Origin of the sequence: Aquabacterium sp. (genome assembly GCF_044226965.1) — a bacterium.
GTDB lineage: Bacteria > Pseudomonadota > Gammaproteobacteria > Burkholderiales > Burkholderiaceae_C > Pseudaquabacterium.
Genome location: NZ_JBGAGA010000020.1, coordinates 30,637 through 55,576 on the forward strand (window position 1 = coordinate 30,637; position 24,940 = coordinate 55,576).

General features: G+C 69.5%; 25 protein-coding genes. 11 read left to right on the plus strand and 14 right to left on the minus strand.

Annotated elements, in window-relative coordinates; translation table 11 throughout:
* Window positions 1-58 precede the first annotated feature (58 nt).
* Window positions 59-343, minus strand: a complete 285-nt coding sequence (locus tag ACILR4_RS11450) for a hypothetical protein (RefSeq protein WP_395700979.1) — start codon at window positions 341-343, stop codon at window positions 59-61.
* 88 nt (window positions 344-431) lie between these two features.
* Between ACILR4_RS11450 and ACILR4_RS11455 the strand changes: the two genes are divergently transcribed.
* Window positions 432-1,424 (plus strand): radical SAM protein, encoded by a 993-nt coding sequence (locus ACILR4_RS11455; protein ID WP_395700980.1) that lies wholly within the window; start codon window positions 432-434, stop codon window positions 1,422-1,424.
* Here ACILR4_RS11455 and ACILR4_RS11460 read toward each other — a convergent pair.
* Window positions 1,409-2,248, minus strand: a complete 840-nt coding sequence (locus ACILR4_RS11460) for an alpha/beta fold hydrolase (protein WP_395700981.1) — start codon at window positions 2,246-2,248, stop codon at window positions 1,409-1,411. The two genes, ACILR4_RS11455 and ACILR4_RS11460, sit on opposite strands and share 16 nt — an antisense overlap.
* Before the next feature lie 35 nt (window positions 2,249-2,283).
* A complete protein-coding gene (locus tag ACILR4_RS11465; RefSeq protein WP_395700982.1) occupies window positions 2,284-3,177 on the minus strand; it encodes a LysR family transcriptional regulator in 894 nt (297 codons plus the stop codon).
* A gap of 150 nt (window positions 3,178-3,327) precedes the next feature.
* On the opposite strand from ACILR4_RS11465, the gene ACILR4_RS11470 reads away from it, so the two are divergent.
* A complete protein-coding gene (locus ACILR4_RS11470; protein ID WP_395700983.1) occupies window positions 3,328-4,302 on the plus strand; it encodes a DMT family transporter in 975 nt (324 codons plus the stop codon).
* A complete protein-coding gene (locus tag ACILR4_RS11475; RefSeq protein WP_395700984.1) occupies window positions 4,299-5,414 on the plus strand; it encodes an NADH:flavin oxidoreductase/NADH oxidase in 1,116 nt (371 codons plus the stop codon). Before ACILR4_RS11470 ends, ACILR4_RS11475 begins: the two co-directional genes overlap by 4 nt.
* 3 nt (window positions 5,415-5,417) lie before the next feature.
* Here ACILR4_RS11475 and pyrC read toward each other — a convergent pair whose 3' ends face one another.
* Window positions 5,418-6,452, minus strand: coding sequence for a dihydroorotase (gene pyrC / locus ACILR4_RS11480; protein WP_395700985.1), 1,035 nt, complete (start codon window positions 6,450-6,452; stop codon window positions 5,418-5,420).
* A gap of 78 nt (window positions 6,453-6,530) precedes the next feature.
* On the opposite strand from pyrC, the gene ACILR4_RS11485 reads away from it, so the two are divergent.
* From ACILR4_RS11485 to ACILR4_RS11505, 5 genes are all read left to right on the plus strand, one after another.
* Window positions 6,531-6,923 carry a nuclear transport factor 2 family protein gene (locus ACILR4_RS11485; RefSeq protein ID WP_395700986.1) on the plus strand — a complete coding sequence of 131 codons (393 nt, stop codon included), beginning with the start codon at window positions 6,531-6,533 and terminating at the stop codon, window positions 6,921-6,923.
* A 149-nt stretch (window positions 6,924-7,072) separates the two neighbouring features.
* Entirely contained in the window at window positions 7,073-8,113 is a 1,041-nt protein-coding gene (locus ACILR4_RS11490) for an amino acid ABC transporter substrate-binding protein (RefSeq protein WP_395700987.1), read from the plus strand.
* 25 nt (window positions 8,114-8,138) lie between these two features.
* Window positions 8,139-9,323, plus strand: a complete 1,185-nt coding sequence (locus tag ACILR4_RS11495; protein ID WP_395700988.1) for an amino acid ABC transporter permease — start codon at window positions 8,139-8,141, stop codon at window positions 9,321-9,323.
* A 2-nt stretch (window positions 9,324-9,325) separates the two neighbouring features.
* Window positions 9,326-10,426: an amino acid ABC transporter permease gene (locus ACILR4_RS11500; RefSeq protein ID WP_395700989.1), complete on the plus strand. Its 1,101-nt coding sequence runs from the start codon at window positions 9,326-9,328 to the stop codon at window positions 10,424-10,426.
* Between the two features lie 2 nt (window positions 10,427-10,428).
* Window positions 10,429-11,172, plus strand: a complete 744-nt coding sequence (locus tag ACILR4_RS11505; RefSeq protein ID WP_395700990.1) for an amino acid ABC transporter ATP-binding protein — start codon at window positions 10,429-10,431, stop codon at window positions 11,170-11,172.
* On the opposite strand, the gene ACILR4_RS11510 is transcribed toward ACILR4_RS11505, so the two are convergent.
* Window positions 11,166-12,074 carry a LysR substrate-binding domain-containing protein gene (locus ACILR4_RS11510; protein WP_395700991.1) on the minus strand — a complete coding sequence of 303 codons (909 nt, stop codon included), beginning with the start codon at window positions 12,072-12,074 and terminating at the stop codon, window positions 11,166-11,168. The genes ACILR4_RS11505 and ACILR4_RS11510 overlap by 7 nt on opposite strands.
* Window positions 12,075-12,285: 211 nt before the next feature.
* Here ACILR4_RS11510 and ACILR4_RS11515 point away from each other — a divergent pair, with 211 nt between their 5' ends.
* A complete protein-coding gene (locus ACILR4_RS11515) occupies window positions 12,286-12,936 on the plus strand; it encodes a PEP-CTERM sorting domain-containing protein (RefSeq protein ID WP_395700992.1) in 651 nt (216 codons plus the stop codon).
* Window positions 12,937-13,002: 66 nt separating this feature from the next.
* Here the strand turns inward: ACILR4_RS11515 and ACILR4_RS11520 are convergent, their stop codons facing one another.
* Window positions 13,003-14,838, minus strand: coding sequence for an ABCB family ABC transporter ATP-binding protein/permease (locus ACILR4_RS11520; protein ID WP_395700993.1), 1,836 nt, complete (start codon window positions 14,836-14,838; stop codon window positions 13,003-13,005).
* A gap of 42 nt (window positions 14,839-14,880) precedes the next feature.
* Here ACILR4_RS11520 and ACILR4_RS11525 point away from each other — a divergent pair, with 42 nt between their 5' ends.
* Window positions 14,881-15,309, plus strand: coding sequence for an acyl-CoA thioesterase (locus ACILR4_RS11525; RefSeq protein WP_395700994.1), 429 nt, complete (start codon window positions 14,881-14,883; stop codon window positions 15,307-15,309).
* A gap of 7 nt (window positions 15,310-15,316) precedes the next feature.
* On the opposite strand, the gene ACILR4_RS11530 is transcribed toward ACILR4_RS11525, so the two are convergent.
* From ACILR4_RS11530 to ACILR4_RS11565, 8 genes are read right to left on the minus strand one after another with little or no spacing between them, the layout of a single operon-like run.
* Window positions 15,317-16,060 (minus strand): SGNH/GDSL hydrolase family protein, encoded by a 744-nt coding sequence (locus ACILR4_RS11530; RefSeq protein WP_395700995.1) that lies wholly within the window; start codon window positions 16,058-16,060, stop codon window positions 15,317-15,319.
* Between the two features lie 28 nt (window positions 16,061-16,088).
* Window positions 16,089-16,853: an enoyl-CoA hydratase gene (locus ACILR4_RS11535; protein ID WP_395700996.1), complete on the minus strand. Its 765-nt coding sequence runs from the start codon at window positions 16,851-16,853 to the stop codon at window positions 16,089-16,091.
* A gap of 20 nt (window positions 16,854-16,873) precedes the next feature.
* The gene (locus ACILR4_RS11540; protein ID WP_395700997.1) at window positions 16,874-17,392 is read right to left on the minus strand and encodes a DUF1569 domain-containing protein; all 519 of its coding nucleotides are present in this window, start codon (window positions 17,390-17,392) and stop codon (window positions 16,874-16,876) included.
* Window positions 17,393-17,394: 2 nt separating this feature from the next.
* Complete coding sequence (locus tag ACILR4_RS11545; RefSeq protein WP_395700998.1) at window positions 17,395-18,624, minus strand: acetyl-CoA C-acyltransferase; 1,230 nt, start codon at window positions 18,622-18,624, stop codon at window positions 17,395-17,397.
* 15 nt (window positions 18,625-18,639) lie between these two features.
* Window positions 18,640-21,033 (minus strand): 3-hydroxyacyl-CoA dehydrogenase/enoyl-CoA hydratase family protein, encoded by a 2,394-nt coding sequence (locus ACILR4_RS11550; RefSeq protein ID WP_395700999.1) that lies wholly within the window; start codon window positions 21,031-21,033, stop codon window positions 18,640-18,642.
* Between the two features lie 27 nt (window positions 21,034-21,060).
* Window positions 21,061-21,501 (minus strand): DUF2147 domain-containing protein, encoded by a 441-nt coding sequence (locus ACILR4_RS11555; protein WP_395701000.1) that lies wholly within the window; start codon window positions 21,499-21,501, stop codon window positions 21,061-21,063.
* Window positions 21,502-21,536: 35 nt separating this feature from the next.
* Window positions 21,537-23,327: an acyl-CoA dehydrogenase C-terminal domain-containing protein gene (locus ACILR4_RS11560; RefSeq protein WP_395701001.1), complete on the minus strand. Its 1,791-nt coding sequence runs from the start codon at window positions 23,325-23,327 to the stop codon at window positions 21,537-21,539.
* A 44-nt stretch (window positions 23,328-23,371) separates the two neighbouring features.
* On the minus strand, window positions 23,372-24,058 hold the full coding sequence (locus ACILR4_RS11565; RefSeq protein WP_395701002.1) for a TetR/AcrR family transcriptional regulator: 687 nt from the start codon (window positions 24,056-24,058) through the stop codon (window positions 23,372-23,374).
* A 205-nt stretch (window positions 24,059-24,263) separates the two neighbouring features.
* On the opposite strand from ACILR4_RS11565, the gene ACILR4_RS11570 reads away from it, so the two are divergent.
* Window positions 24,264-24,821, plus strand: coding sequence for an HNH endonuclease (locus ACILR4_RS11570; RefSeq protein WP_395701003.1), 558 nt, complete (start codon window positions 24,264-24,266; stop codon window positions 24,819-24,821).
* Window positions 24,822-24,940: the final 119 nt, after the last annotated feature.

Consider the following 24,940-nt stretch of genomic DNA (forward strand, 5'->3'; position numbering starts at 1 on the left):
GACGGCCCGAGGCGGGGTTGGCGCGGACGGCCGGCACGGACCGACGCCGGCCGCTGTTTCAGTTGCTCATCTCGCCGGTCGGCGCGCGCTTGGCGCCCGAAGCCGGGCCGGTGGGCAGGCCGATCTTCTTGGCGCCACGGCTGACCGCGCTGCCGGCCGCGTGGGCGCCGCGGGCTACCGCATCGGCCCCCTTCTTCACACCGCGCTTGACCGCCCCCTCGGTCTTGGTGGCCACCGCCGACGCGCCGCTGGCGGCCGAGTGCGCCACTTCGGCCGGGCCGGCGTGGGCCGTGCCCAGGCAGAGGGCGGTGAGCAGCGGGAGCAGGGTGGACCGGGTCTTCATGCAGCATCTCCAGAGTGGCCAGGTGAGGCAACAGGGCCCCATCTCGTGTAACGTGAGGCGACCGCTCGACGCGAAAGAACCCATTTTCATGCAGACCATTTCAGAAGTCAGGCTGGAACTGCCGCACGACGAGATGCAGATCAAGTTCCGGCCCGACGAGTCGATCGTCTTCGCCTCTTCATCGGGCCACTGCAACCTGGACTGCAGCTACTGCGTGGCCTCGCCCGTCGTCAAGCTGCAGCCTTCGCTGAGCTACGAAGACCTGATGTTCATGGCGCAGCGCATCGGCGGCAAGGTGTTCTTCATCTTCTCGGGCCGGGGCGACTTCTTCGCCGGGTACCGGAAGAGCGATCGGCTGTTGCAGCGCCTGCTCGAACACGAGCACATTGCCGTGGCACTGGACGTGAACGGCGTGGTCATCCACTGCTTCCCCGAGCTGTCGGACGAGCAGCTGAAGCGGGTGCGGCACGTCAACCTGACGTTTCACTACCAGCAGCTGAAGTCGCACAAGGCGCTCCAGGTGTGGCGGGACAACGCGCTGCGCATGCTGCACCGGCACGACAACCCCGACTTCTTCGTCAACTTCATCCTGTCGCCCGGCGAAGCGCCGATCTGGCGCGAGGCGCTGCAGTGGTACCAGACCGAAGTCCACGCCCACTACCCGAAGGCGCTGATCCTGATCAACGACGTGCTCGCGGGGTTTTCGGCCGAGCAGGAAGCCCTGCTGCAAGCGCTGACGCAGGACTTCGCGCCCATCCTGCACAGTGTGCGCCGGGGCAACTTCGAGTCGGTCCTGAAGTCCTTCGATCACGTCTCGTGCGCGGCAGGCCGAACCTATTTCCGGGTCTGGAACAACGGCGACATCGATGCCTGCCCGAACGTCAGCGAGCTGCGACTCATCGGCAATGCCAAGTCGCGGCAGTTCGCGTTGCGCGCCGATGACTTCGTCTGCGCGGACGTGCGCCACTGCGATTGCTATCACATCGCCTCGGCCGGCAGGATGACCTTCTACAAGCGCAGCGCGTCCGACGCCGGGCCACCCCACCCCAGCCGGACGATCGCGATTCACCCGGCCCGCTGATCAGCCGTTCCCTGCGGCCGCAGCCACCCCAGCACGATCTCGTTGAAGCGCCCGGGCTGGCGCACCATCATCCAGTGGCCGCTGTCCATCGCGGCGACGGCGCAGCCGGGCCGCGCGGCCAGCGCCTGCAGCCAGGCGGCGGACTGGAACTGCACCGGCTTGCGCAGGCCGTGGATGTAGAGCATGGGACAGGGCGGCTCGATGGCGCGCATGCCGCGGTACGAGCCGTGCGCGCCGGTCCAGGTGATGAAGTACGGGTAGTTCATGCCGGCGTGGATGGCCGCGGGCTCGGTGGGGCAGCGCAGCCAGCGCGCCATGCGCCGCGTCATGCCGTCGGCCAGGCGGCCGCCGAACCAGCCGCGCAGCGCCCAGGCCAGCGCCAGCCAGGCCTGGTAGCCGAAGACCATGCCCTTTTCCCGGGCGCTCAGCGCCCGCACGTAGCTAGGCGCCACCGCATCGCCGACGTCGACGCCGATCAGCCGGCTCACCAGCGCAGGGTGCCGCATCACCAGCGGGTAGCCGAACAGGCAGCCCCAGTCGTGCAGCAGCAGGATCACCGGCCGGCCGGGGCTGACATGCTCGATCACGCGGCGCAGCCGTTCGACCAGGTCGTCCAGCGGCACCGCGCGCCGCGGCTGGCCGGCGGCGAAGCCGGGCAGCGTGAGGCGCACGCAGCGGTAGTGCGGCGCCAGCGCCGGTATCTGGGCATCCCACAGGCGCCAGGTGTCGGGCCAGCCATGCAGCATCACGAGGGTCTCGGCCCCTTCGCCGCTGGCGCCTTCGATGTGGATCTCGATGTCGTCGAGGGTGTCGGCCTGGGGCATCGGCATGACGCGGGAAGTGAGGGGAGGCGCGGATCTTACGCATCGCCCGGCGCGCCGGACCAGACCTCGAACACCACCGAGCGCAGCGCCTCGCCGGCGGCCGAGGCGCGGTCGGCCGGCGCCACCCAGCACAGCCAGGTGTGTGAACGCCAGCCGGGCCACACCACCAGCTCGCCACGGCGCTGGGCCTGCTCGGCCTGGTCCAGCCGCAGCAGCGCGGCGCCCAGGCCACTGGCCACCATGCTGCGCAGCGCGCCTTCGCTGTCGGCGGTCTGCGCCATGCGCTGCTCGCGGCCGGCGGCGGCGAACAGGCGCTCGACATGGCTGCGCATCACGCAGCTGGCCGGCGTGCCGATCCAGGGCAGGCGCGTGAGCTGATCGAGGTCGAGCGCCGGATGGGCTTCGGCCAGCGCCGGCGGCAGCGCCACGGCCAGGTCGACCGCGGTCAGCCGGCGCAGGTCCAGGCCTTCGATGGCGGTCTGGTCGCTCAAGGCATAGGCGGCATCGAGCTCGCCGCGCTGCACCGCCGCGATGGTCTCGTGCGAGAGGCCCTGGCGCAGCTGCAGCGAGACCTGCGGATGACGCTCGGCCAGCCTGACCAGCACCTCGCCCAGGCGCAGCGAGACCGGGTCGACCACGGTGCCGAAGCGCACGACCCCCTGCGCCTGGCCACGCAGCGCCTCGGCCGCCGCACGCATGCGGCCGGCGGACAGCAGCGTGCGCTGCGCCTCGGCGAGCAGCCGCTCGCCGGCCTCGGTGAGCTGCATGCCGCGCGGGCTGCGCTCGAACAGCCGGACGCCGAGTTCATCCTCCAGCGCCTTCAGCTGCGCGCTGACCGCCGGCGCGCTGGTGAACACGCGCTCGGCGGCGCGCGTGAGGTTGCCTTCCTGCGCGATGGCGACGAAGGTCTTCAGCTGGTAGAGCTCCATGGGCCGCGATTCTGATCGGCACCGAGCCGGCCGGCATTCGCAAAACCGGATGCCCGCCTCCAAAGAAGCGAATGGCCAGCGCGCGCGGCGAGGCCGATGCTGACGGCCATCGACCCTTGCGGTTGCTTCGACCTGTGCTCCGGACTCATCATGACCCTCTCGCTTGCTTCATTCACCGCCCCGCGCCGCGCGCTGGGCAGCGGCGCGCTGCTGCTGGCCACCAGCGGCTGGGGCGCGATGTTCATCGTCAGCCCGCCGGTGCTGCGGCATGTGGACCCGCTGTGGTTCACGCTGATCCGCTACACGCTCTCGGCGCTGGTGTTCGCCGTGCTGCTGCTGCTGCGCGGCCGCAGCGCCTGGCAGCCGCTGCGCACGCACGCGCCAGCGCTGGCCCTGCGCGGGCTGGCCGGCTTCGGCGTGTTCAGCCTGTTCATGCTGCTGGGACTGGCGCATTCGGTGCCGGCGCACGGCGCGGTGATCATGGCCACGGTGCCGATGAACACGCAGCTGCTGCGCTGGCTGCTCGACGGCCAGCGGCCCTCGGCGCGCGCCTTCGGCACCGCGCTGCTGGCGCTGGCCGGCGTCGCGATGGTCTCGGGCCTGCTGCTGGCCCCGGCCGGCGGCGACCGTGCGGGCACGGTGCTGGGCGACGGGCTGACGCTGGTGGGCTCGCTGGGCTGGATCGTCTACACCCGCGGCGCGGCGCGGTTTGCGCAGCTCGACGTGCTGAGCTACACCGGGCTGACGGCCATCGCCTCCTGGCCGCTGCTGGTGCTGGCCACGCTGGGGGCCAGCGCGCTGGGCTGGTCGCATCGGCCCACGCCCGAGGGCCTGCTGCAGAGCGCGCCGGCGCTGGCGTATGTCGGGCTGGTGTCCTCGGCGCTGTGCGTGCTGGCCTTCAACCAGGGCGTGCGCCTGCTGGGCACGGTGTCGGCCACGGCGTTCATGAACATGGTGCCGGTCTCGGCGCTGCTGATGGGCATGGCCCTGGGCCACCGGCCCGCCACGCATGAATGGCTGGGGCTGGCGATGGTGGTCGGGGCATTGCTGGTGCACAGCGCACCGGCACGGACGGCGGGTTATCGTCGTTCCATCGCCACCACGCCCTGCCGGGTGCCTTCATGAGCCAGCTGTTCCAGCCCTTCACCATCGGCCCGCTGCGGTTGGACAACCGCATCCTGATCGCCCCGATGTGCCAGTACTCGGCCGTGGACGGCTCGGCGCAGGACTGGCACCTGATGCACCTGGGCACGCTGGCGCTGTCCGGTGCCGGCATGCTGATCGTCGAGGCCACCGCGGTGACGCCCGAGGGCCGCATCACCGCCGGCGACCTGGGCCTGTACAGCGACGACAACGAGGCCGCGCTGGGCCGCGTGTTGAATGCCTTGCGCCGCCATTCGCCGATCAAGCTGGGCCTGCAACTGGCGCATGCCGGCCGCAAGGCCTCGAGCCGCGCGCCCTGGGAAGGCGGTGCGCAGGTGCCGATCGGCGAACCCGGCGGCTGGCCGGCGCAGGCGCCTTCGGCACTGCCGCACCTGCCGGGTGAACAGCCGCCGCAGGCGCTGGACCTGGCCGGCCTGCGACGCCTGCGCCAGGCCTTTGCCGATGCCGCGCGGCGTGCGGCGCGGCTGGGCTTCGACGGGGTGGAGATCCATGCCGCGCACGGCTACCTGCTGCACCAGTTCCTCTCGCCGCTGGCCAACCAGCGCACCGATGCCTACGGCGGCAGCCTGCACAACCGCATGCGCTTCCCGCTCGAGGTGTACGACGCGGTGCGCGAGGCCTTCCCGGCCGACCGGCCCGTGTGGGCACGCGTCTCGGCCACCGACTGGGTCGAGGGCGGCTGGGACATCGAGGGCACGCTGGCCTTGTCGCAGGCCTTGAAGGCACGCGGCTGCGCGGCGATCCACGTCTCCAGCGGCGGCGTGTCGCCGAAGCAGGCCATCGCGCTGAAGCCGGGCTACCAGGTACCGTTCGCGCAGCGCGTGAAGGCCGAGGTCGGGCTGCCGACCATTGCGGTGGGCCTGATCACCGAGGCCGAGCAGGCGGAAGCCATCATTGCCAACGGCGAGGCCGATGCGATCGCGCTGGCGCGCGCGATGCTGTACGACCCGCGCTGGCCCTGGCATGCGGCGGCGAAGCTGGGCGCCCGCGTGCAGGCGCCGCCGCAGTACTGGCGCTCGCAGCCGCGCGAGCTGAAGGACCTGTTCGAGCACGCGCGCTTCGGCGCGCGCTGAGCGTCAGGCCTGCTGGCGCCAGGCCAGCACTTCCCCGCCCCGCAGGGGCTTCAGCGGCGCGTCGCCGAAGGGCACGCTCTCGGGCAGGGTCCAGGGCTGCCTGGCCAGGGTCACGGTACCGGTGTTGCGCGGCAGGCCATAGAAGTCCGGGCCATTGAAGCTGGCAAAGGCTTCGAGTTTGTCCAGCGCGCCGGCGGCCTCGAAGGCCTCGGCATACAGCTCCAGCGCGCTCAACGCGGTGAAGCAGCCGGCGCCGCAGACCGAGGCCTCCTTCAGCGCCGCGGCGTGCGGCGCGCTGTCGGTGCCCAGGAAGAACTTCGGGCCGCCCGAGGTGGCCGCGGCCACCAGCGCCTGGCGATGCACCTCGCGCTTGAGCACCGGCAGGCAGTAGTAGTGCGGGCGCAGCCCGCCGATGAACAGCGCATTGCGGTTGTAGAGCAGGTGGTGCGCGGTGAGGGTGGCCGCGGTGAGCGGGCCGGCCTCGGCCACGTACTGCGCGGCGTCCTTCGTCGTGATGTGCTCGAACACCACCTTCAGCGCCGGGAAGTCGCGCCGCAGCGGCTGCATCACCTGGTCGATGAACACCGCCTCGCGGTCGAACACATCCACCGCCGGGTCGGTGACCTCGCCATGCACCAGCAGCAGCAGGCCTTCGCGCTGCATCGCCTCCAGCACCGTGTAGATGCGCTTGATGTCGGTGACGCCGGCATCGCTGTTGGTCGTCGCGCCCGCGGGGTAGAGCTTGCAGGCGACGATGCCGGCCTCGCGCGCACGACGGACCTCGTCGGCGGCCATCAGGTCGGTGAGGTACAGCGTCATCAGCGGCTCGAAGGCCAGGCCGGGCGGCAGCGCCTCGACGATGCGCCGCTTGTACGCCAGTGCCGCGGCGGTGGTGGTGACCGGCGGCTTCAGGTTCGGCATCACGATCGCGCGGGCGAACTGCCGCGCGGTGTGCGGCAGCACCGCGGCCATCGCCGCGCCGTCGCGCAGGTGCAGGTGCCAGTCGTCGGGTCGGGTCAGGGTCAGGCGGTCGGTCATCCAGGGATTTTCGTGCATCCACGGCCCGCTGCCCGCCGTAGACGCTGGCATGTGCCCTTCCCTTTCCGGAGATCCCTCATGAGCCAGGCCCTGACCACTGTCCAGAACGCCTACGCCGCCTTCGGCCGCGGCGACGTGCCCGCGCTGCTGGCCCTGCTGTCGCCCGACGTGGTGTGGCAGTTCATCGGCGACCGCAAGGCCGCCTACAGCGGCACCGTGCGCGGGCACGGCCAGGTGGCCGAGTGGCTCGGGCAGGTGGCCGCGCAGGACGGCATCCAGGCCTTCGAGCCGCGCGAGTTCCTGGTCGGGCCCGACCACGTGACGGTGATCGGCTTCGAGCGCACCCAGGCCCTGCCCGGCGGCCGCCTGTTCGAAAGCGAATGGGTGCACGTGTGGCAGTTGCGCGAAGGCCGCATCAGCCGCTTCCTCGGCATCCTGGACACCGAGGCGGCGGGCCTGGCGCGGCCCTGAAGCGGCCGTTACGCGGCCGTGCAGCGGCGCGGGGCGTACGGCTCGGCCCCTAGGGGTTGCCGCGAGGTCGTGCACGGTTCTTGCGTTCCTATACTGCGGCGGCGCCGGGGGCCTTCTCCGGCGTTCGTTCAACAGTGGAGCTGCGACAAATGAACCGTGTGACCGCGAAATCGATGCTTTCCGCCGCCTTTGCCGCGGCCACGCTGGGGCTGATGGCCCTGCCCGCCCAGGCCGGCAAGACGGTGGACGCGATCAAGGCCCGCGGCCAGCTCGTGTGTGGCGTCAACACCGGCCTGGCCGGCTTCTCGGCCGCCGACAGCCAGGGCAACTGGACTGGCATCGATGTCGATGTCTGCAAGGCCATTGCCGCGGCGATGCTCGGCGACGCGAACAAGGTGAAGTACGTGCCGCTGAATGCGCAGCAGCGCTTCACCGCGCTGCAGTCGGGCGAGATCGATATCCTCTCGCGCAACACCACCTGGACGCTGACGCGCGATGCCTCGCTGGGCATGCAGTTCACCGGCGTCACCTACTACGACGGCCAGGGCTTCATGGTGCCGGCCAAGGGCAAGATCAAGAGCGCCAAGCAACTGAAGGGCGCCACCGTCTGCGTGCAGTCGGGCACCACCACCGAGAAGAACCTCACCGACTTCTCGCGCGCCCACAAGCTGGACATCAAGCCGGTGGTGTTCGAGAAGGTCGAGGCCGCCACCGGCGCGTATTTCGCCGGCCGCTGCCAGGCCTACACGACGGACGCCTCGGGCCTGGCCTCGCAGCGCAAGCAGGAGGCCAAGAACCCGGCCGACCACCTGATCCTGCCCGAGCTGATCTCGAAGGAGCCGCTGGGCCCCAGCGTGCGCCGCGGCGACGACGAGTTCTTCGCGATCGCCAAGTGGGTGGTGTTCGCGCTGATCGAGGGCGAGGAATACGGCCTGACGCAGGCCAATGTCGAGCAGCAGCAGAAGACCAGCACCGACCCGGTGGTGATGCGCATCCTCGGCACCTCGGAAGACATGGGCAAGCTGCTGGGCCTGGACAAGGACTGGGCCTTCCGCGCGATCAAGGCCGTCGGCAACTATGGCGAGATGTTCGAGCGCAACGTCGGCGAGAAATCCTCGCTGGGTCTGCCGCGGGGCATCAACAACCTCTGGAACAAGGGCGGCATCCTGTATGCACCTCCGGTTCGTTGAGCGCTGACCTCGCTTGATTCGGCGCATGACGGCGGCACGCACCCCACCGAAGAAGAAGCGTGACTGGAGCCTGCGCAGCCGCGCGCTGCGGGGGCTGCTGTACCAGCTGATCGCGATCGGCGTCATCGCGCTCGGCGTGTGGTTCCTCGCGCACAACACGCTCGAGAACATGCGGGTGCGCGGCATCCAGAGCGGCTTCGACTTCCTGACGGGCCCGGCCGGCTTCGACATCGGCGAGCTGCCGATTCCCTACGAGGCGCTGGACCCGTACTGGAAGGCCTTCCTGGTGGGCGTGCTGAACACGCTGCGGGTGGCGGTGGTGGGCATCCTGCTGACCACCGTGATCGGCACGCTGGTCGGCGTCGGCCGCTTCTCGCCAAACGCCATCGTGCGCGGGCTCAGCTACGGCTACGTCGAGCTGTTCCGCAACGTGCCGATCCTGCTGCAGCTGCTGACCTGGTACCTGCTGCTGACCGAATGGCTGCCGAACCCGGACGAGCCACTGTCGGCCTTCGGGCTGTTCTACCTCAGCAAGGGCGGCTTCAGCTTTCCGGTGCCGGTGTGGGGCCAGGGCCAGGCGCTGGCCGGCGGCGGCGCGCTGCTGGGGCTGGCGCTGGCCTGGGGCTGGGCCCGTTACGCGCGCCAGCGCTTCGAGCGCACGGGCCAGCCGCTGCCGACCTTCCTGCCTGGCGTGGCGCTGGTGATCGGCATCGCGCTGCTCGGATGGCTGGCCGGCGGCGCGCCCACCGCCTGGCAGGTGCCCAAGGTCGGCGACGTGTCGGTCGAAGGCGGCTCGGCGCTGACCCCCGAGTACCTGTCGGTGCTGATCGGCCTGACGCTCTACACCTCGTCCTTCGTCGCCGAGGTGGTGCGCGCTGGCATCCAGTCGGTGCCGCGCGGGCAGACCGAGGCCGCGGGTGCCCTGGGCCTGGCGCGCGGCCAGCAGATGCGGCTGGTGGTGCTGCCGCAGGCGCTGCGCGTGATCATCCCGCCGATCACCAACCAGTACCTGAACCTGACGAAGAACTCCTCGCTCGCGGTCGCGATCGGCTACCCCGACGTGGTGTCGATCTCGAACACCGCGATCAACCAGACTGGCCGTGCGGTGGAGTGCATCGCGCTGATCATGCTGGTGTACCTGACGACTTCCCTCACCACGTCCGGCGTCATGAACTGGTACAACCGGCGCGCCGCCATCAAGGAACGCTGACGATGGATGCGTTCCAGCCCATCGCGCCGCGGCCCTCGCCGGTGCGCACCCAGGGCCTGCTGCCGTGGATGCGGCGCAACCTGTTCGGCGACTGGCGCAACGGCGCCATCACTCTGCTGATGGGGGCCCTGGCACTGTGGGCGCTGCCCCACGTGGTCGACTGGGCGCTGCTGAAGGCGGTGTTCGCGGCCGACGCCGACCGCTGCCAGGCCGCGCGCGGCATCGGCGCCTGCTGGGGCGTGGTGACCGAGAAGCACCGGCTGATCATCTTCGGCCGCTACCCCTTCGGCGAGCAGTGGCGGCCCGAGATTGCCACGCTGGCGCTGGTGGCGCTGCTGGTGGCCAGCTGCGTGCGCGCGTTCTGGAAGCCCTGGCTGGCGCTGCTGTGGCCCGCCGTGCTGGGCCTGTTCTTCGCGCTGATGCTCGGCGGCTTCGGCGGCCTGACCCCCGTGCCCACCGACCGCTGGGGCGGCCTGCCACTCACCGTGCTGCTGGCGACGCTGTCGGTGGTGCTGGCATTCCCGCTGTCGGTGCTGGTGGCGCTGGGCCGGCGCTCGAAGATGCCGGCGATCCGCTCGCTGTGCGTGGTGTATGTCGAGCTGATCCGCGGCGTGCCCTTGATCAGCGTGCTGTTCATGGCCAGCTTCATGTTCCCGCTTTTCATGCCGCCGGGCACCAGCATCGACGTGCTGCTGCGCGTGCTGGTGGGCATCACGCTGTTCGCCGCGGCCTACATGGCCGAGATCGTGCGTGGCGGGCTGCAGGCCATTCCGAAGGGCCAGCAGGAAGCGGCCGATTCGCTGGGCCTGGGCTACTGGCAGACGCAGCGCAAGATCATCCTGCCGCAGGCGCTGGCGCTGGTGGTGCCGGGCATCATGAACAGCTTCATCGCGATCTTCAAGGACACCTCGCTGGTCACCATCGTCAGCCTCTACGAGCTGACCGGTGCGATGGGCCTGGCGCTGAATTCCGATGCGCAGTGGCGCCCGTTCAAGGTCGAGGCCTACCTGTTCATCGCCGCGATCTACTTCCTGTTCTGCTTCTCGATGTCCCGCTACAGCCTGTGGGTCGAGAAGCAGCTGTCCGCCTCGAAGAACCGCTGACCATGACCGAGCCCATCATCCAGTTCCAGAAGGTCAACAAGTGGTACGGCAACAGCTTCCATGTGTTGCGCGACATCGACCTGGACGTGGCGCGCGGCGAGCGCATCGTGATCTGCGGGCCGTCGGGCTCCGGCAAGTCGACGCTCATCCGCTGCATCAACCGGCTGGAGGAGCACCAGGAAGGCGTGCTGAAGGTCGACGGCATCGAGCTGGGCGATGACGTCAAGGCCATCGAGGCGATCCGCCGCCAGGTCGGCATGGTGTTCCAGCAGTTCAACCTGTTCCCGCACCTGACGGTGCTGGAGAACCTGACGCTGGCGCCGATGTGGGTGGGCAAGCTGCCACGCAAGGAGGCCGAAGAGCGCGCGATGCAGCAGCTGCAGCGCGTGCGCATCGCCGAACAGGCGCTGAAGTACCCGCTGCAGCTCTCGGGTGGTCAGCAGCAGCGGGTGGCGATCGCCCGCGCGCTGTGCCTCACGCCCAAGATCATGCTGTTCGACGAGCCGACGTCGGCGCTGGACCCCGAGATGATCAAGGAAGTGCTCGACGTGATGATCGAGCTGGCCGGCCAGGGCATCACGATGCTGTGCGTGACGCACGAGATGGGTTTCGCGAAAGCGGTGGCCGACCGGGTGATCTTCATGGACCAGGGCCAGATCGTCGAGCAGAACACGCCGCACGAGTTCTTCGACCACCCGAAGAGCGAGCGGACCCAGGACTTCCTGTCGAAGATCCTGGGTCACTGACCCTTCAGGAAGTCCCACAGCGCCTGCGCCGCCGACTTGGCATGGCGCGCCACCTCGGGCCGCTCGCGGTAGATGCGCACTTCCATCGTCAGCTCGCCAACGCCCGCGGGCGCCGCCGGCACCAGGCGCCGCGCCTTCAGCTCCTTGCGCACCGAACTCGCCGGCAGGAAAGCCAGGCCATGGCCTTCGAGCGCCATTGCCTTCAGGCCCTCGGCCATGTCGGTCTCGTAGATCGTCTCCAGCGCCGGCGGCATCGCCATCTGCCGGATGATCTGCTCGACCATGTGGCCCATGTAGGCGCCCGAGGCATAGGCCAGGAAGGGCACCGGGCCGCTGCCGCCCAGGCGGAACAAGGGCTGGCCCTCGCCATCGGCCTTGGCATAGGCGGCCAGCGTCTCCTGGCCCAACGACAGCATCTCGTAGCGGTCCGGACTCAGCTGCAGCGGCTGCGAGGCATGGTGGTAGGCGATCAGCAGGTCGCAGCCGCCTTCGGTCAGGCGCAGCACCGCGTCGTGCACGTTCAGCGCGATCAGCCGCGTCTTGACCGAGCCAAAGCGCCGGCGCAGCTCCATCAGCCAGTGCGGGAAGAAGGTGAACGCCAGCGTGTGCGGCACGGCGAACTCGATCACGTCCTGCCCGCTGGCGCGGTGCGAGCGCATCAGGTTGCGGGCGGACTGCAGCGCGGTCAGGATCTCCAGCGCCTGCGCATGCAGCGTCTCGCCGGCCGAGGTCAGGCGCGTCGGATAGGCCGAGCGGTCGACCAGGTCGACGCCGGCCCAGGCTTCGAGGGCCTGGATGCGACGCGAGAACGCCGGCTGTGTGACATGCCGTAACTGCGCCGAGCGCGAGAAGCTGCGCGTCTCCGCCAGGCTCACGAAGTCTTCGAGCCACTTGGTTTCCACGGCGGGCAGTGTAGCGGCGGCCCCGCGCTCCGCCGCCCGTCCGGCCAGCCCCACCGTTTGAGGGGCACGCCCGGCGAAACCCCCTCAAACGGAGGGTCCCGGGCCCGGGTGCTTTGGGGCGCCCTTCGCTACAGTCAAGTCCATGTCACCGAAAGGCCCGATCCCTGCGCCGCAGGGGCTGTGCCCAACCCGATCAGCCAGGAAGCAGAACATGTTGAAGACCTTGCGTACCCTGACCGCCGTGGCCGCGATCGCAGCCGCCGGGCTGCCGCAGATCGCGAATGCCGGGCTGGTTGCCACCACGATCGACTTCGAAGGCGTCAGCACGCTGGCCACGTTCTACAACGATGCAGCGCATGGTTTCACCACGGTCAACAGCCTGGGCGAATTGTCGACCGACCCCGGCACGCCGCCCACGCACAGCAATCTCAACAACCATTCGCTGATCAACGGCTGTGCGCTGCAGTCCTGCCTGAACGACTATGTCGTGCTGAGCATGGGCAGCGGGCTGCACAGTGACGGCACGGCCGGCACCGCCATCACCTTCGACATGGCCGTGCTGGGCATCACGCTGCAGATCGACCTGCAGCGCACCGATGGCACCTGGTTCAACATCGGCCAACTGCCCGACCCGCCGAACGTCAACGACTGGCTGGCCTCTCCGTTCACCTACGTGGCCGCGGCCGGCACCTACACCGGCCTGCGCTTCAAGGGTGACCCGGGCGCCTGGGCGATCGACAACCTGACCTTCACCACCACCGACACGCCGCCGACCAATGTGCCCGAGCCCTCCAGCGTCGCGCTGGTGGCACTGGCCCTGGCAGGCGCAGCCGGCGTCGCGCGCCGCCGCACGCAGCGCTGATCGCAGCCGCGCCGTTTCGGCCCGAAGCGCCCGCCCTGTGCGGGCGTTTTGCTTTTCAGGTCTGGCTCAGGCTTCGATCACGCGCTCGGCGCGCCCTTCGCCGGCCTGCTGCAGCCGCCACATCCGGGCATAACGCCCGTCGGCGGCCAGCAGCTGCGCATGGGTGCCGCGCTCGGCCACCCGGCCGGCTTCGAGCACGACGATCTCGTGCGCATCGGCCACCGTCGACAGCCGATGCGCGATCACCAGCGCGGTCTTGCCCTGGGCCGCGTTCTTCAGTTCGGCCTGGATCGCGCGCTCGTTGTGGGAATCGAGCGCCGAGGTGGCCTCGTCGAAGATCAGGATCGGCGGGTTCTTCAGCAGGGTGCGGGCGATCGCCACGCGCTGCTTCTCGCCACCCGAGAGCTTCAGCCCACGCTCGCCGACCATCGTCTCGTAGCCCTGCGGCGTCGAGACGATGAAGTCGTGGATGTGCGCGGCGCGCGCAGCCGCCTCCACCTCGGCCGGCGTGGCGCCGGCACGGCCGTACGCGATGTTGTAGCCCACCGTGTCGTTGAACAGCACCGTGTCCTGCGGCACGATTCCGATGGCCTGGCGCAGGCTGGCCTGCGTGACCGCGCGGATGTCCTGGCCGTCGATCGTGATGCGGCCGCCACTCACGTCGTAGAAGCGGTACAGCAGACGCGCCAGCGTGCTCTTGCCGGCACCCGAGGCGCCGACCACCGCCACCGTCCTGCCCGCCGGGATCTCGAAGCTGACGTCCTGCAGGATGGGCCGCGCCCGGTCGTAGGCGAAGCTCACCTGCTCGAAGCGCACGACGCCTTCGCTCACGCGCAGCGCTCGCGCATCGGGCGCGTCGGCCACCTCGCGTTCGCGCTCGAGCAGCTCGAACATGCGGTCCAGGTCGGTCAGGCTCTGCTTGATCTCGCGGTACAGCACGCCCAGGAAGTTCAGCGGCACATAGAGCTGGATCAGGAAGGCATTGACCATCACCAGGTCGCCGAGCGACAGCCGCCCCTCGACCACCCCTTGCGTCGCGCGCCACAGCATCGCCACCAGGCTGAGGGCGATGATCAGTTGCTGGCCGGTGTTGAGCATCGACAGCGTCGTCTGCGAGCGCACCTGCGCACGCCGGAACGCCTCCAGCCCCTGGTCGTAGCGCTGCGCTTCCAGGGCCTCGTTGTTGAAGTACTTGACGGTCTCGAAGTTCAGCAGCGCATCCACCGCGCGGGTGTGGGCCCGCGAATCGAGCTCGTTCATCTCGCGCCGGAAGCGGCTGCGCCATTCGGTCACCGTGACGGTGAAGGCGATGTACACCGTCAGCGCGCCCAGCGTGATCCACACATAGCCGACGTCGAAGCGCCAGCCCAGCACACCCAGCACCAGCAGCACCTCGACGAAGGTCGGCAGGATGCTGTAGAGCGAGTACGACACCAGCGACTGCAGCGCGCGCGTGCCGCGTTCGATGTCGCGCGACAGGCCGCCGGTCTGGCGCTCGAGGTGGAAGCGCAGGCTCAGCTCGTGCAGGTGGCGGAACACCTGCAGCGCGATCTGCCGCGAAGCGCCGAACGAGGCCTTGGCGAACACCAGCTCGCGCAGCTCGGTGAACAGCGAGGTCGACAGCCGCAGTCCGGCATAGGCCAGCAGCAGCCCGGCCGGCACCACCAGCACCGCGCGGGCGTCGCCCGGCTTCAGGTCCAGCGCGTCGACCAGATGCTTCAGCAGCACCGGCACGCCGACGTTGGCGGCCTTGGCGGCCAGCAGGAACATCAGCGCCAGGATCACGCGTCCCCGGTACTGCCACAGGTAGGGCAGCAGCCGGGCCAGCGTCTGGCGGTCCGAACGGCGGGCAGCCGCAACGGGGGCGGCGGGCAGGGGCAAGGGGGTGGCAGAGCGTCGCATCGGGGGAGTCGAAAGCGGGTGCCGGGCATGGACAATCGGGCGATGACCGACACCACCCGCCCCGCCCCGCCCAGCCTGACCGGACCCACCAGTTTGCCCGACGGCGGCGAACTGGTGCTGCGGGTGATGCCCTTGCCCGCGGATGTGAACGGCAATGGCGACATCTTCGGCGGCTGGCTGATGGCCCAGGTCGACCTGGCCGGCGCGGTGCTGCCCGCGCGCATCGCCAAGGGCCGCATCGCCACCGTGGCGGTGAACCAGTTCATCTTCAAGCAGCCGGTCTCGGTGGGCGACCTGGTGAGCTTCTACGCCCGCGTCGAGCGCATCGGCAACACCTCGATCACCGTGCACGTCACCGTCTACGCCGAGCGCGACCCGGCCAACCTGCAGGTGGTGAAGGTCACCGAGGCCAACCTCACCTACGTCGCGATCGACCACGAAGGCCGGCCGCGGCCGGTGCCCAGGGCCTGAGCGCCGATCAGCCCGGGCCGGGCAAAAGCCCCGCCAGCACCTGACGCGTGATGTGAGCGGCCAGCGCCTCGCCCCAGTGGCGGTAGGCGACAGGCCCGGGATGGAAGCCGTCGCGGGCCAGCAGCTGCGGCGCCAGCGGCAGGTCGAATGGCAGCCAGGAGGCGCCGGGCTGCTGCGCCACCCAGCGCTGCAGCGCGAGGTCATGTGCCCGCGCATCGCGGCCGGCCACCCAGCGCAGCGGCTGCGGCAGGCCGGCAAAGCGCTGCATCGGTGGCACGGGCGTCAGCACCGTGTGGCGCACGCCGAGTTCGGCGCGCAGCGCCTGCAGCAGCGCGGCGCGCGCGGCCAGCGCACGCGCCGGGCGCAGCTGGCCGACCACGTCGTTGACACCGGTGACCACCACCGCCACATCGGCCGGCTCGAGCGCCGCCTCGCGCAGCAGGCCCAGCGCCTGCTCGCTGGAAATGCCGGAACGGGCACGCAGCTGCCAGCGCACGCGCCGGCCGCTGTGGCGCGCCAGGGCCTGGCTCAGCTGGCCCGCCAGCGCCTCGTCCTGTGTCGCCGCGCCGACACCGGCGGCCGACGAGTCGCCCAGGATCAGCAGGCGCAGCGGCGCAGCGTGGCGCGCCTCACCCCCGGCGAGGCCCTCGCGGGCACCCTCGGCCTCGGGCAGCCGTGGCAGGCGCCAGCGCGTGTGCAGCGCCTGTGCCACGAGCACCGGCGCGAGCGCGAGCTTCAGCGCCGCCGACACCGCATCGCCCCCGGACGCGCCGGCCCGATCAGAACTTCGAGAAGTCCGGCTTGCGCTTCTGGAAGAAGGCCTGGAAGGCTTCCATCGCCTCGGGGCTGCGCAGGCGGCTGCCGAAGATCTCGCCTTCGGTCGCCATCGCCTGCAGCACGCGCTCGCGCGTGTCGGCGCGCATCAGCCGCTTGGTGTCGCGCACCGCGCCGGGCGGCAGGCCGTTGAAGCGCTCGGCCATGCGGCGTGCATGGTTCACCACTTCGCCGGCGGGCAGCACCGCATTGGCGATGCCGGCCTCCACCGCATCGCTGCCGCTGAAGGGCTCGCCCAGCATCAGCTTCTCGGCCGACTTCACATGGCCCATCAGGCGCGGCAGCAGCAGGCTGGAAGCGTACTCGGGCACCAGGCCAAGGCTGACGAAGGGCATCGCCAGGCGCGCCTCGTCGCTGACGTAGACGAGATCGCAGTGCAGCAGCATCGTCGTGCCAATGCCCACCGCGCCACCGGTCACCGCGGCAACCACCGGCTTCTCGCAATCGAGCAGCGCGCGCATGAAGCGGGCCACCGGCGAATCGCTGCCCTGCGGCGGGCGCTGCATGAAGTCCTCGAGGTCATTGCCCGAGGTGAAGATGCCGGGCTGGCCGGTGATCAGCACCGCGCGCACCGCCGGGTCCGCGCCAGCCGCGGCCAGGGCGTCGGCCATCGCCTGGTACATCGCCATCGTCAGCGCGTTCTTCTTCTCGGGGCGGGCGATCTCGATCGTGGCCACGCCGTTCAGCGTGGCGGTGCGGATGTGCTCCATGCAATGTCTCCGGTGCGGGTTCAGGCTGGCGCACCTGTCTGCACCAGCGACCAGTGGTTGGCCAGGTGCATCAGGTGCGCGCGGGTGTAGGCCGGCTTGTCCAGCGGCCCGTAGGCGAAATGCGGCTGCAATGCGCCCGTGTGGGCCTCGAAGCGCTGCATCGCGGACAGCAGCTTGGCGATGCCTTGTTCGAGCGTCAGCGCAGCATCGAGCGCGGGGGCCCCCGGGATGGGTTCGTCGAGCGAATGCCGCATCGCGCCGCGCGCATCGAACACGCCCCAGGCCGCGGCGCCGACGGTGCTGCGGAACAGGCCCGACTTCATCTGCGGATAGCCGTCCATCGAGTAGTCGATGCTCTGCGCCGCATGCTGCAGCACCTGCGGCAGACCCCAGCCACTGGCGGTCTTCGCATGCTGTGCCGGCAGCGCAGCCAGCGCGCGCCGCGCGTCGTCGAAGCTCGCAAAGCCCTGCAGCGCGCCGGCGCCGCAGCCGGCCAGCGGCGCGGCGGCCGCGGCCAGCAGCACGGTGCGGCGCTGCATCGTCACAATGCTTCGAAGATGCCGGCGGCGCCCTGACCGGTGCCCACGCACATCGTCACCATGCCGTACTTCAGCTTGTGGCGGCGCAGCGCGTGCACCACCGTGGCAGAGCGGATCGCGCCGGTGGCGCCCAGCGGGTGGCCCAGCGCGATGGCGCCGCCCATCGGGTTCACCACCGCCGGGTTCAGGCCGACCGTGTTGATCACCGCCAGCGACTGCGCGGCGAAGGCCTCGTTCAGCTCGATCCAGCCGAGGTCGTCGAGCTTCAGGCCGGCGTAGCGCAGCGCGACCGGAATCGCTTCGATCGGGCCGATGCCCATGATCTCGGGCGGCACGCCGCGCGAAGCGAAGCTGACGAAGCGCGCCAGCGGCTTCAGGTCGAACTGCTTGACCGCCTTCTCGCTGGCCAGGATCAGCGCGCCGGCGCCGTCGCTGGTCTGCGAACTGTTGCCCGCCGTCACCGAGCCCAGGCCGGTGGCCTGGCCGCCCGGCGTCTTCGGCACCGCGAACACGGTCTTCAGCTTCGCGAGCGCTTCCACCGTGGTGTCGCCGCGCGGGCCTTCGTCCAGGCTCACCGTGCGGCGCTTGACGCTCACTTCGCCCGTCAGCAGGTCCGGCAGGCGCTCGAGCACATCGACCGGCACGATCTCGTCGGTGAACTCACCGGCCTGCTGCGCGCGGATGGCCTTCAGGTGCGACTGCAGCGCGAACTCGTCCTGCGCTTCGCGGCTGACCTTCCACTGCTGCGCCACCTTCTCGGCGGTCAGGCCCATGCCGTAGGCGATGCCGACGTTCTCGTCCTTCTCGAACACCGCCGGATTGAACGAGGGCTTGTTGCCGGTCATCGGCACCAGGCTCATGCTCTCGGCACCGCCGGCGATCATCACGTCGGCCTCGCCGACGCGGATCCGGTCGGCCGCCATCTGCACCGCCGAGAGACCCGAGGCGCAGAAGCGGTTGACGGTGATGCCGCCCACCGAGTTCGGCAGCCCGGCCAGCAGCGCGGCCACGCGGGCCATGTTCAGGCCCTGCTCGCCTTCGGGCATCGCGCAGCCGACGATCGCGTCCTCGATGGCCTTGGGGTCCAGCGACGGCACCTGCTTCATCGCCGCCTGGATCGCGGCGACCAGCAGGTCGTCGGGCCGGGTGTTGCGGAAGAAGCCGCGGTGCGAGCGGCCGATCGGCGTGCGCGCGGCGGCGACGATGTAGGCTTCTTGAACTTGCTTGCTCATGTCGAATGCTCCAGATCAGTTGCGCACGGGCTTGCCGGTTTGCAGGAAGCCCATCACGCGCTCCTGGGTCTTGGGATGCTCGAGCAGCGAACAGAAGTGCTTGCGCTCCAAGGTCATCAGGTACTCCTCGGTGACCAGCGAGCCGGCATCGACCTCGCCGCCGCAGACAACGTCGGCGATCAGGCCGGCGATGTGGTAGTCGTGCGGGCCGATGAAGCCGCCATCGCGCATCGCGACCAGCTGGGCCTTGATCGTCGCGATGCCGTTGCGGCCGGCCACCGGCACCAGCGTCTTCAGCGGCGCGCGCCAGCCGGTGTCGGCCATGGCCTTGGCCTCGGCAATCGCCACGTACAGCAGCTCGTCCTTGTTCGGCACGATCACGTCGTCGTCGAGCAGGTAGCCCAGCTTGCGGCTTTCCAGCGCGCTGGTGCCCACGGTGGCCATTGCAGCGGCCTGGAAGCCGTCCTTCGCGAAGGCCAGGTAGTCGGTCGAGCCGGCCGCCTTGGCCTTCTCGGCCGCGCGGCGGGCGATGTAGGTCAGGCCACCACCGCCGGGCAGCAGGCCGACGCCCACCTCGACTAGGCCGACATAACTTTCCATGTGAGCGACACGGCGCGCGCAGGCCACCGCGATCTCGCAGCCGCCGCCCAGCGCCATGCCACGCACGGCCGCCACCGTCGGCACGCCGGCGTAGCGCACGCGCAGCAGCGCGTCCTGCAGCCTCTTGATCTCCGGCGCGATGCCCTTGGCGCCCATCTTCATGAAGGTGGGCAGCATGGCTTCCAGGTTGGCGCCGGCCGAGAAGGGCTCGTCGGGCGACCAGATCACCAGGCCCTGGTAGCGACTTTCAGCGATCTCCACGCCCTTGAGCAGGCCCTCGATCACGCCGGGGCCGATCAGGTGCATCTTGCTGGTGATGCTGGCGATCAGCACCTCGCCGTCCAGCGACCACAGGCGGATCTCGTCGTTCTTGAATTCCTCGGTGCCGGAGGCCAGCGGCGACACCGCGCCCTCGCCCAGCAGCTTCTCGGGGAAATGCTGGCGCTGGTACACCGGCAGCGTCGAGCGGGCGATGTACTTGCCTTGCGCGGCGCTCCACGAGCCTTCCGGCGTGTGCACGCCGGTGCGACCGTCGAAGACCCACGCGGGCAGCGGCGCGTTGCACAGCGCCTTGCCGGCCTCGATGTCGTCCTTCACCCACTGCGCCACCTGCTGCCAGCCGGCGTCCTGCCACAGCTCGAACGGGCCCTGCTTCATGCCGAAGCCCCAGCGCATGGCCAGGTCCACCTCGCGCGCCGAGTCGGCGATGTCGGCCAGGTGCACCGCCACGTAGTGGAAGCTGTTGCGCAGGATGGCCCACAGGAACTGCGCCTGCGGGTTGCTCGATTCGCGCAGGAGCTTCAGGCGCTCGGCCGCGGGCTTCTTCAGGATGCGGTCGACGATGGTCTCGGCCTTGCCGCCGGCGGGCACGTAGTCCTTCTTGGCCAGGTCGAAGCGCAGGATGTCCTTGCCGACCTTCTTGTAGAAGCCGGCACCGGCCTTCTGGCCCAGCGCCTTGGCCTCGATCAGCGCGGCCACCGCGGGCGGCGTGGCGTAGCTGGCGTAGAACGGGTCGCTGGCCTTGTCGGGTCCCAGGTTGTCCTGCAGCGTCTTGATCACGTGGGCCATCGTGTCCAGGCCCACCACGTCCGCCGTGCGGAAGGTGCCCGAGCTGGCGCGGCCCATCTTCTTGCCGGTCAGGTCGTCGACGATGTCGTAGCTCAGGCCGAAGTTCTCGGCCTCCTTGATGGTCGCCAGCATGCCGGCGATGCCGACGCGGTTGGCCACGAAGTTCGGCGTGTCCTTCGCGCGCACCACGCCCTTGCCGACCGAGCGGGTCACGAAGGTCTCGAGCTGGTCGAGGATCTCGGCGCGGGTGGTCGGCGTCGGGATCAGCTCGACCAGTTGCATGTAGCGCGGCGGGTTGAAGAAGTGGATGCCGCAGAAGCGCGGCTTGATGCTCTCGGGCAGCGCTTCGCTCAGCTTGGTGATCGACAGGCCCGAGGTGTTGGACGCGACGATGGCGCCCGGCGCGACGAAGGCCGCGATCTTCTGGTACAGGTCCAGCTTCCAGTCCATGCGCTCGGCGATCGCCTCGATCACCAGGTCGCAGTCCTTGAGCAGTTCGAGGTGCTCCTCGTAGTTGGCCGGCTGGATCAGGGCCAGGTCGTCGGCCACGCCGATCGGCGAGGGCTTGAGCTTCTTCAGCCCCTCCAGCGCCTTCGTCACGATGCCGTTCTTCAGCCCTTCCTTGGCCGGCAGGTCGAACAGCACGACCGGCACCTTGACGTTGACCAGGTGCGCCGCGATTTGCGCGCCCATCACGCCGGCGCCGAGCACGGCCACCTTGCGCACGTTGAACTTGCTCATTCTTGCTCCTGTAAATTCAAGGCCCGGTCACTCGACACGAACCCAGGTTTGCGTTCGCCCGAACAGCGGCGCGCCGATGTAGCCACGGACCTCGAGCTTCTTGCCGCCTTCGACGGGCTTGAGCCGCAGCTTGTAGACCTTGCCGTTGTTCGGGTCGAGGATGTCGCCGCCTTCCCAATGCTCCTTCTCACCATCGGGCTTGGCGTTGCGGATGATCGTTAGGCCGAGGACCGGCTTGTCCTTGCGCTCGTCGCTGCACTTGTCGCACACCGCGTCCTGCTTGGACTTCGGGTCGAGCAGTTTCTCGATCTTGCCGGTCAGGGCGCCGCCGTTCTCGGTGATGCGGACGTAGGACTTCTCGATCTTGGTCTCGTCGTCAATGGTCTTCCACAGGCCCACCGGCGTGGCCTGGGCCAGGGCAAGACCCGATGCAGTGGCGAGCATCATGCCGAGGAGAAACTTCTTCATGGCGCTTGTCTCCGTTCGTGTTGGGAGTCAGCAGCTTAGAACAAGGCTTCGTCCATGGCCATCAGCGGCGCCAGGCCGGCGCGGGCGGTGCGGATCAGCGTGGCGGTTTCGGGCAGCAGCTTGGCGAAGTAGAAGCGCGCGGTGTGCAGCTTGGCGGTGTAGAAGGCGTCGCCCGAGCCCTGCTTCTGCAGCGCCACCTTGGCCATGCGGGCCCAGAAGTACGCGAAGCACAGGTGGCCGACCACGCGCAGGTAGTCCACCGCCGCGGCGCCCACCTCGTCGGCATTGCCGAAGGCCTTCATGCCGAGTTCCTGCGTGAGCTTGGTGACCTTGTCGCCCAGGTCGGCCAGCGGGTTGATGAATTCCTGCATCGCTTCGTCGGTGCCCTCCTCTTCGACGAATTCGGCGATGCGCTTGCCGAACTTCTTCAGCTTGGCCCCGTTGTCGCCGAGCACCTTGCGGCCCAGCAGGTCCAGCGACTGCACGGTGTTCGTGCCTTCGTAGATCATGTTGATGCGGGCATCGCGCACGTACTGCTCCATGCCCGTCTCGTGGATGTAGCCATGGCCGCCGAACACCTGCATGCAGGCCGACGTGGCCGTCCAGCCGTTGTCGGTGAGGAAGGCCTTGATGATCGGCGTCAGCAGCGCGACCTCGCCTTCGCAGTCCTTGCGCTCGTCCTCGTCGTCGGTGGCCAGCATCTTGTCCAGCTGCAGCGCGGTGTACATCGACAGGGCGCGGCCGCCTTCGGCATAGGCGCGCGCGGTCAGCAGCATCTTGCGCACATCCGGGTGCACGATGATCGGGTCGGCCGGCTTGTCGGGCGCCTTCGGGCCTGAGAGCGCGCGCATCTGGATGCGGTCCTTCGCATAGGCCACCGCGTTCTGGTAGGCCACCTCGGTCAGGCCCAGCGACTGGTTGCCCACGCCCAGGCGGGCGGCGTTCATCATCACGAACATCGCCATCAGGCCCTTGTTCGGCTCGCCCACCAGCGTGCCCACCGCGTCTTCCAGCACCATCTGGCAGGTGGCGTTGCCGTGGATGCCCATCTTGTGCTCCAGGCCCGAGCAGAAGATGCCGTTGCGCTGTCCCAGCGAGCCATCGGCATTGACCAGGAACTTCGGCACCACGAACAGCGAGATGCCCTTGCTGCCCTGCGGCGCATCCGGCAGCCGGGCCAGCACCAGGTGGACGATGTTCTCGGCGAGGTCATGCTCGCCGGCCGAGATGAAGATCTTCTGGCCGTTGATCTTGTAGGTGCCATCGGCCTGCGGCTCGGCCTTGCTGCGCAGCAGGCCGAGGTCGGTGCCGCAGTGCGGCTCGGTCAGGCACATCGTGCCGGTCCACTGGCCGCTGGTCAGCTTGGGCAGGTAGGTCTTCTTCTGCTCGTCAGTGCCATGGGCATGCAGGGCCTCGTAGGCGCCGTGCGACAGGCCGGGATACATGGTCCAGGCCTGGTTCGCCGAGTTCAGCATCTCGTACATGCACTGGTTCAGCAGGATTGGCAGGCCCTGGCCACCGTACTCGGGATCGCAGCTCAGCGCCGGCCAGCCGCCTTCCACGTACTGGGCGTAGGCTTCCTTGAAGCCCTGGGGCGCCTTCACCTCGTGGGTGGCCTTGTCCAGCGTGCAGCCCTCGGCGTCGCCCGAGAGGTTCAGCGGCGCCGTGACTTCGGCGGCGAACTTGCCGGCTTCCTCGAGCACCGCGTTCATCGTGTCGGCGTCGATCTCGGCGTGCTTGGGCAGGAGCTTCAGCTCCTCGGTCGCGTTGAGCACCTCATGCAGCAGGAACTGCATGTCGCGAAGCGGCGGGGTGTACTGGGGCATGGGAGCTCCTGGAGGGAATGGACGGGGAAAACGGGGAACGGCAATCAGCGGGTCGCGCCGCGCGCCTTGGCGGCGGCCGGCTCGGCCAGGTAGTGCGAGACGATGCGCTCGAAGCCGCGGCGCGCGCGGTCCACCGCGCCGGGCAGGCGCAGGAAGCGGGCATCGTGGTGCAGCGCGAGGATCAGGCCGTGGATCTCGAACAGCATCTGCAGCGTGTCGGTGTCGGCGCGCAGGTGGCCTTCTTCGATCGAGATCGCGATCGCGCGTTCCAGCGCGTTCTGCCAGGCCTGCACCATCGAGGCCAGCGCGTCGCGCACCGGGCCCGGCCGGTCGTCGAACTCCACCGCGCCGGAGATGTAGATGCAGCCGGAGTCGAGCTCGACCGAGACGCGCTTGACCCAGCGCTCGAACAGCGCACGCAGCCGCGGCAGGCCGCGGTCCTCGCGCACCGCCGGGAAGAACACCTCTTCCTCGAAGCGGGCGTGGTACTCGCGGATCACCGCGATCTGCAGTTCCTCGCGCGAGCCGAAGTGGGCGAAGACGCCCGACTTGCTCATCTGCGTCACCTCGGCCAGGGCGCCGATCGACAGGCCCTCCAGCCCCATGTGCGAGGCCTGGCCCAGCGCCGCCTCGAGGATCACCGCACGGGTCTGCTGGCCCTTCTGCAACGAGCGGGCGGCGCCGGCGGCGCTGGTGCGTTTTCGGGGCGTGGGCAGGGGGGTGACGGTCACGGCGCGTCGGCAATTGAAACGAACGATCGTGCTATTTTGCAGAAAGCGGCCGCCCTGTGCCTTGCGTCGCCGCTCTTTTTTCTAGAGCCGCGTGACTAGGTGCTGCAGCAATTCGCCGCGGTCCGCGCGCCCGGGCACCGCCGGCCGGCCCGCGCCGGATGGTTTAAGCTCCGATTCCATCCGACAGCTCGGAGGTCGACGGTTCGTGGACGTGCTGCAGCTCGATGTGTCCGGACGCCCTCAGGCGTGGATCACGCCACGCGAGGCCGCCCTTCTCTACGCCAGCGACGGCGTGGCCTGGACCCTGGGCCGTGCCTGCCAGGTGCTGCGCGGCGGCATCCAGCGCACCACGGGGCTGCAGTCGCGCATCGAGGTGCACTCGATCATCGCGGTGCGCGGCGCGGTGCCCAGCCGCGCGTGGCGCCAGACCCCGGCCCTGACCAACCCCAAGCTCTTCGTGCGCGACCGGCACCTGTGCGCCTATTGCGGCGGCCGCTTCGGCTTCGACACGCTCACGCGCGAACACATCATCCCGGTCTCGCGCGGTGGCAGGGACACCTGGATGAACTGCATCACCGCCTGCCGCGCCTGCAATGGCCGCAAGGGCAACCGCATGCCCGAAGAGGCGCGCATGACCCTGCTGTACCTGCCCTACGTGCCCAGCCTGCACGAGGACATGATCCTGCGCGGCCGCCGCATCCTGTCCGACCAGATGGAGTTCCTGCTGGCGAGCGTGCCGCGCTCCAGCCGCCTCCACGCCTGATGCCGCCCTGATCAGCCTGTGACGCAGGCGCGACGGTCTGTACCGCTGCCTGCACTCTTCATCGCCGCGCGCTTGCCCGCCCGCCGGGCTTTGGCCACAGTGCGCAGCATCACCCGCCT

Bases quoted from the DNA above. Each gene is read 5' to 3' on its own strand.
- ACILR4_RS11550 (WP_395700999.1), bottom strand. From the start codon at position 21,033: ATGAGCAAGTTCAACGTGCGCAAGGTGGCCGTGCTCGGCGCCGGCGTG.
- ACILR4_RS11505 (WP_395700990.1), top strand. From the start codon at position 10,429: ATGACCGAGCCCATCATCCAGTTCCAGAAGGTCAACAAGTGGTACGGC.
- ACILR4_RS11450 (WP_395700979.1), bottom strand. From the start codon at position 343: ATGAAGACCCGGTCCACCCTGCTCCCGCTGCTCACCGCCCTCTGCCTG.
- ACILR4_RS11470 (WP_395700983.1), top strand. From the start codon at position 3,328: ATGACCCTCTCGCTTGCTTCATTCACCGCCCCGCGCCGCGCGCTGGGC.
- ACILR4_RS11495 (WP_395700988.1), top strand. From the start codon at position 8,139: ATGACGGCGGCACGCACCCCACCGAAGAAGAAGCGTGACTGGAGCCTG.
- ACILR4_RS11500 (WP_395700989.1), top strand. From the start codon at position 9,326: ATGGATGCGTTCCAGCCCATCGCGCCGCGGCCCTCGCCGGTGCGCACC.
- ACILR4_RS11555 (WP_395701000.1), bottom strand. From the start codon at position 21,501: ATGAAGAAGTTTCTCCTCGGCATGATGCTCGCCACTGCATCGGGTCTT.
- ACILR4_RS11545 (WP_395700998.1), bottom strand. From the start codon at position 18,624: ATGAGCAAGCAAGTTCAAGAAGCCTACATCGTCGCCGCCGCGCGCACG.
- ACILR4_RS11520 (WP_395700993.1), bottom strand. From the start codon at position 14,838: ATGCGACGCTCTGCCACCCCCTTGCCCCTGCCCGCCGCCCCCGTTGCG.
- pyrC (WP_395700985.1), bottom strand. From the start codon at position 6,452: ATGACCGACCGCCTGACCCTGACCCGACCCGACGACTGGCACCTGCAC.
- ACILR4_RS11515 (WP_395700992.1), top strand. From the start codon at position 12,286: ATGTTGAAGACCTTGCGTACCCTGACCGCCGTGGCCGCGATCGCAGCC.
- ACILR4_RS11525 (WP_395700994.1), top strand. From the start codon at position 14,881: ATGACCGACACCACCCGCCCCGCCCCGCCCAGCCTGACCGGACCCACC.
- ACILR4_RS11535 (WP_395700996.1), bottom strand. From the start codon at position 16,853: ATGGAGCACATCCGCACCGCCACGCTGAACGGCGTGGCCACGATCGAG.
- ACILR4_RS11460 (WP_395700981.1), bottom strand. From the start codon at position 2,248: ATGCCCCAGGCCGACACCCTCGACGACATCGAGATCCACATCGAAGGC.
- ACILR4_RS11490 (WP_395700987.1), top strand. From the start codon at position 7,073: ATGAACCGTGTGACCGCGAAATCGATGCTTTCCGCCGCCTTTGCCGCG.
- ACILR4_RS11560 (WP_395701001.1), bottom strand. From the start codon at position 23,327: ATGCCCCAGTACACCCCGCCGCTTCGCGACATGCAGTTCCTGCTGCAT.
- ACILR4_RS11455 (WP_395700980.1), top strand. From the start codon at position 432: ATGCAGACCATTTCAGAAGTCAGGCTGGAACTGCCGCACGACGAGATG.
- ACILR4_RS11540 (WP_395700997.1), bottom strand. From the start codon at position 17,392: ATGCAGCGCCGCACCGTGCTGCTGGCCGCGGCCGCCGCGCCGCTGGCC.
- ACILR4_RS11465 (WP_395700982.1), bottom strand. From the start codon at position 3,177: ATGGAGCTCTACCAGCTGAAGACCTTCGTCGCCATCGCGCAGGAAGGC.
- ACILR4_RS11475 (WP_395700984.1), top strand. From the start codon at position 4,299: ATGAGCCAGCTGTTCCAGCCCTTCACCATCGGCCCGCTGCGGTTGGAC.
- ACILR4_RS11485 (WP_395700986.1), top strand. From the start codon at position 6,531: ATGAGCCAGGCCCTGACCACTGTCCAGAACGCCTACGCCGCCTTCGGC.